Origin of the sequence: Vibrio sp. 1159 (genome assembly GCF_033340395.1) — a bacterium.
Lineage (GTDB): Bacteria > Pseudomonadota > Gammaproteobacteria > Enterobacterales > Vibrionaceae > Vibrio > Vibrio alginolyticus.
The window spans coordinates 1-4,637 of record NZ_JAWOWL010000068.1; the positions used below are offsets into that span (position 1 = coordinate 1).

The following is a 4,637-nucleotide window of genomic DNA, read 5'->3' on the forward strand; positions in this document are numbered from 1 at the left end:
ACACCCATCAGAGATTTGCTTAGCTCTAAATCTAAAGGTATCACTTGATACTTCCTCGTCATATTGCGCCCACACAGCACTAACCACCGTATCAATTCCTATATGCCTTGTCTCGCCCAAGCGAACCACACCTGATAAATAGCTGTGAAGAACCCTTGAAGCATCAGCTTTCAGCAAGTGCCTTTCTTGTCTATGGATAAAGATATAATTTGCTTTTTGAGACCATACAGAGTGCGCAGAGATAGGATTGATAAAAATATCATATTGCTCAGTATCTTTATTAAACCGATAAGAGAGAAGATTAAAAGATCCAGACCAGCGAGCACCGTCATATTTGAAACTAACAGCTCCTAATCTATCTAGACTTGCCTCAAGCCACTTATAGTTCTTGGCTCCTGATGTGGAGCGTTGCAACTCTTTAAGTAACTCATATCTTGTTAGTGATATTTTTAATGCTGGAAGTTCTAAGAGCCTGAAAGTCTCTTTTTCATTGATAGAACCACCTTTAAGATCTATCTCCAAGGCTTCAAGTATCTTATCGTCCTGATCTATTGCTTCACGATACAGTTCACTTCGAGCAATTGCTAAAACGCACAAAAGCAAATCCTGATCAGCCACATCAAGCTCATAGAACATTCTGGTTTTTAGTGTGCCATTAGGCGTTTCGTGAATGCGCTCTAAGCCCTTTCTTCGCCTACCCTTGGCGATTGGTCTAAAGGTTGGTGCAGCGTGTAAAACAGGGTGATTACGAGCCGCAGGGAATCTTACATCATCCATTAGTTACGCCCTCTAATCATATTTGAAGCACTGAAATTATGACGCATCAAAACACCTCCAACGCCTCGCTTAAACCACCTTATTCCATTGTCCTTTTGGTAGTTGGCTTTTGAGTTGTAAAGCTGAACATACTTAGTGCGCTCAAGCTCATCAATATTGAATTGCTTTGCATCTTCCTTTGTCATGGTTGTTAGGTTGATTTGGCATCGTATGTTGTCTGTAAGAGCCGCAGAGCCACGAGAAGCACCTTGCTCAAGCCCTGAGCCTAAGAAGTTGCTTGTCTTGTTTACGTGGTGCAGGAAGAGGATTGCAGCACCAGTGCGATGAGCTATTTGCTCAAAGCAACTGATCAGAGTGCTCATGTGTCCTGAGTCGTTCTCATTGCCAGAGTGGAATCTACGAAGCGTATCGAGTATCACAAGGCGCTTACCTTCGAATGCAAGGCACATAGCATCAATAATGCGTTGATTGTAAAAGCCGTTACTATCCACTAAGTGGATCAGGCTCCCCACTTGGCTCTCGATGTGCGCTCTACGCTGCATTTTAATGCGGTCATCAGGTGCTAAAAGAGAACCAATTGCGTGCATACGCTGATGGAGAATTTCACGGGGATCTTCGAGTGTTAGATAAACCGTACCTTTATCGCACTCTTTGATGCCTAAGCCTAAAGTATCTTTGCCAGTAGCAAGATCAGAAAGTAGACCTAAAGCAAAATATGATTTGCCAGTGCTGCCAGCCGCAACAATGCCGCCTACAGTGCCAGCCAATAAGCCGTCAAAAACAAAATCGAGTTCTGGGGCTTCTTCTGAAAATGCTTGTTCTAAATGCAGATAGCCTGCACCACCCAGTTGAAACACTGGGGTTTCTTGTTTAAGATTATCCATGTTAATGCCTTAAAGTTAACAATTTTGAAGGGGTTGAGTGTTGCTGCACTCGCCCCTTTGTCATTTATGTTACAACGATAATTGATTATTACCATCATCACCGTCACCAAGTTTAATCTTCGCTTTCTCTAACGTTCTGCGTGTGTAGTCTTGTACATCATTCTTTCTGTCCACTACGGACGGGGAGCTATTCACAATGGCAATCAGGATTTCTTCATCGTTATAGCCGCCCTTGATCATGTCTATGGTAGCTGCAAAATCAATACGTGAATAATCGATAGACCAGCCTTTGCTTTTAGCTAATCCATGCCATTTGCTCCAGTGGCGCATAAAGACCGCATCGGCTGTTTTCGTAGTAGCATCAACGCTTGCGATTTTCCTTAATCTCTCTTCTTCAAGTGAGATTTGCTTAGGTTGCTGAACTTTCGCATCTTGATACGCCTGTTTAGCTTCCTCACGCTCTTTAATCACTTTATCCAGTTCTTGCTTAAGTAAAGTGATAACACGCTGACAAGCGTTTGCAGAGCTTGATATTAAGCGAGTGAAGAAGTTGTTTCTTGTTGGCTTCTTATTGCTGAATCCTGCCATTCGGAAAGGATGAGATACACCCGTAAAGTTTTCATCGCCATAGCGCTTATTCAGACCTACAACCACCTTATTTGCGATCTCTCGATCCTTTTCGTCAGTGGACTTAGGCACTCTAAAGATTGCTTGATAGTTGTCCCTGGACGACTCTTGCACCAGGTTCGGGGAATAGCCATTAGCAAGCATTTCCTTGTGCGTTTCTGGCGTTAAATCGTCAACGACAATATAGTGATAATCAAGCGTGATGGGAGTGATATAAATATCCCGTCCCTCTGCATTCTTTTTACTTAGAAGTGGAATGTTATTCTTAACTTCTTCAACACTATAAAACTTCTCTGTGCCGTCTTTCTGCTTTCCTAGCACCCAAGGCTTTTGCCCTTGGCGACCGATCAGGGTTATGCGGTACTTATCAGCTTGTAGAGCTTCGGCTTGCTGCTGCCATAACTGCTGTTTCCTTACTGTATTAGCCGATGGACATTTATTAGAAACTGCAACAATGGGCGCGACAATATCACTAATGTGATTGTCAGCATCACCCCAATCAGCAAGCCCAGAATCCACCATAGCAACTTCGTTTGCCACACTACGCTGTTGCTCTGCTTCTTCAGCTTGATTTCTGCATTGAGCATCTTCTGAGTTGCTTTCGATAGCTCGCCCTTGTTCTTCTGATGTTCCGATCTTATCGACTTCTCCAAGGCGTTCAGACTGTTCGTTACGCTGATCAGGTGACTGGGTAGCATGTTCAGCTTTTCCGTTACCTGCTGGATCTGGTCTAGATTCCTGTTGCTCTGTTGCTGCGTCTCTTTCACTGACTGCATTGAGCCTTTGCTTGATTGTTTGTGCTGCTGCGATAAGCTCCGCACTTTGTCTGTCTTGCTCATAAATCACCACTTCTTTTAAGTTCTTATAGGTGTACTTCGCCCCAAGATCGGAGCCTTTAAATTTAATGCCTTGATACTCAAAGGCGAAACCGTTTAATCGTCCAGTGCTGGCAACGTTCGGGATAACTGTTGCTCCTGCCGCTTCGCATCGTTCTATAAATGCAAAAACGTCCAGCTTATCTGTAAGTGCTTCATTTAAAATGTTTTGCAATGCTGCTCTGGCTGGCACTTCCCCTGTCCTCGCTGCCATTTGGATCTCATTTGATGTAAGAGATTTTTCTTGTTTACGCTCTTCAAAAGTTGGAGTTAACTGTAAACCAAACTCTTTTTCTAGTTTGTGCGTTGCTTGAATTGCAAGCATTACGTCATTTCTTCCATGATACAGCTCACCATTAAAACCAATGCGATTTAGCCCGATATGGATATGCTCATTATTTGTGTCTGAGTGTTTACCAAGGAAGTATTGGTGCATGTTAATATCCACACCCATTTCTTCCAAAAATCGTTGAGCAACATTGCACCACATTGAATCATCAATGTTTTCCCCTGCTGGCAAAGCAAGAGAAACATGCCACGCTGGACGATTAATGTTAGGTCTTAATTTACGGCAGACGGCAAACTCTTTTGCAAGCTCTCTTGAGTTTTCTCCCGACATATTACCCCCTAGTAATTCAGCTCCTTTAACTGAATCCAGAATGTAATTAGCCAAGCCTCGAAAGCCATTACCTCTATTCACTTTCGCTTTCATCTTTGTCACCTTTATTTGTATTTATATTTATTAAAGTGCTTCTTATTTTATTTAAAGTTTCTCTTAATTCATTTATATCACAATTGAGATATTCACTCATATTGTGCTTATTTAAATGATGAGTGATTTGATTAAGGTTACTAGATAACCTTGCAAGCTCTGAGAATTGAGACACTGAGATAGGATCTAAGCGTGACTCGCTTATTTTCCCGTTCAGTATTTGCTCTCGCATATAACCTGCTAACTTACCGTTCGGACGCTTGTTCGATGGGTCGATTTGGTATTTATCTTTAAGTTTGTCTATTTCGCTATCAGTGAAATAGACACTTATTCTTACTGGTCTGGTACGTTCCATAATTCAGCCTTTTTATAATAATTATTGCTGTGTTTGTGTTTGGTAGGGGGAGGCAGCCGCCTCACACACCCGCCTTCCTCGCCCTCGCTTTGCGCGGTTGAGGAAGTCTGAAACCTTCAGGTTTCCCGTAGCCGCTAGGCTACCAAGCTCCATGCAATGGCAAGGCACGGAATGAAGCGAAGCGAAAATGGAGGGAATTTAGCGGAGCTAAATTATACCTTGCTCCTAACCCCTCAACCCCCCAAATGCTAGATTTCAAGATTTCGCTTTTCTTTGTAGCCCAGCTCACGTAGTTTATTTTTAATGCGCTTAAGCTCAATATAAATATTATCCGCTAATTCTTCGGTAATTTCATTATTAATGTGATCTCTACCTGTCTTGAGCCAGAAGCAAACATTTTCATTCTC

At 42.6% G+C, this 4,637-nt stretch carries 4 protein-coding genes; all 4 read right to left on the reverse strand.

Features of this window, described 5'->3' with window-relative positions; genetic code table 11:
• Positions 1 to 777, reverse strand: a 777-nt coding sequence (gene repC / locus R7127_RS25760) for a replication protein C, IncQ-type (RefSeq protein ID WP_318148645.1), incomplete at its 3' end; no start/stop codon positions are given.
• Positions 777 to 1,661: a helicase RepA family protein gene (locus R7127_RS25765; RefSeq protein WP_225455839.1), complete on the reverse strand. Its 885-nt coding sequence runs from the start codon at positions 1,659 to 1,661 to the stop codon at positions 777 to 779. The genes repC and R7127_RS25765, both read right to left, overlap by 1 nt.
• 69 nt (positions 1,662 to 1,730) lie before the next feature.
• On the reverse strand, positions 1,731 to 3,875 hold the full coding sequence (locus tag R7127_RS25770) for a relaxase/mobilization nuclease domain-containing protein (protein WP_318148646.1): 2,145 nt from the start codon (positions 3,873 to 3,875) through the stop codon (positions 1,731 to 1,733).
• On the reverse strand, positions 3,856 to 4,230 hold the full coding sequence (locus R7127_RS25775; protein WP_318148647.1) for a plasmid mobilization protein: 375 nt from the start codon (positions 4,228 to 4,230) through the stop codon (positions 3,856 to 3,858). The genes R7127_RS25770 and R7127_RS25775 overlap by 20 nt, the downstream gene beginning before the upstream one ends.
• Positions 4,231 to 4,637 lie beyond the last annotated feature (407 nt).

What these genes read in the sequence shown, in the direction of transcription:
- R7127_RS25775 (WP_318148647.1), bottom strand. Translation starts at nt 4,230, where the DNA reads ATGGAACGTACCAGACCAGTAAGAATAAGTGTCTATTTCACTGATAGC.
- R7127_RS25765 (WP_225455839.1), bottom strand. Translation starts at nt 1,661, where the DNA reads ATGGATAATCTTAAACAAGAAACCCCAGTGTTTCAACTGGGTGGTGCA.
- R7127_RS25770 (WP_318148646.1), bottom strand. Translation starts at nt 3,875, where the DNA reads ATGAAAGCGAAAGTGAATAGAGGTAATGGCTTTCGAGGCTTGGCTAAT.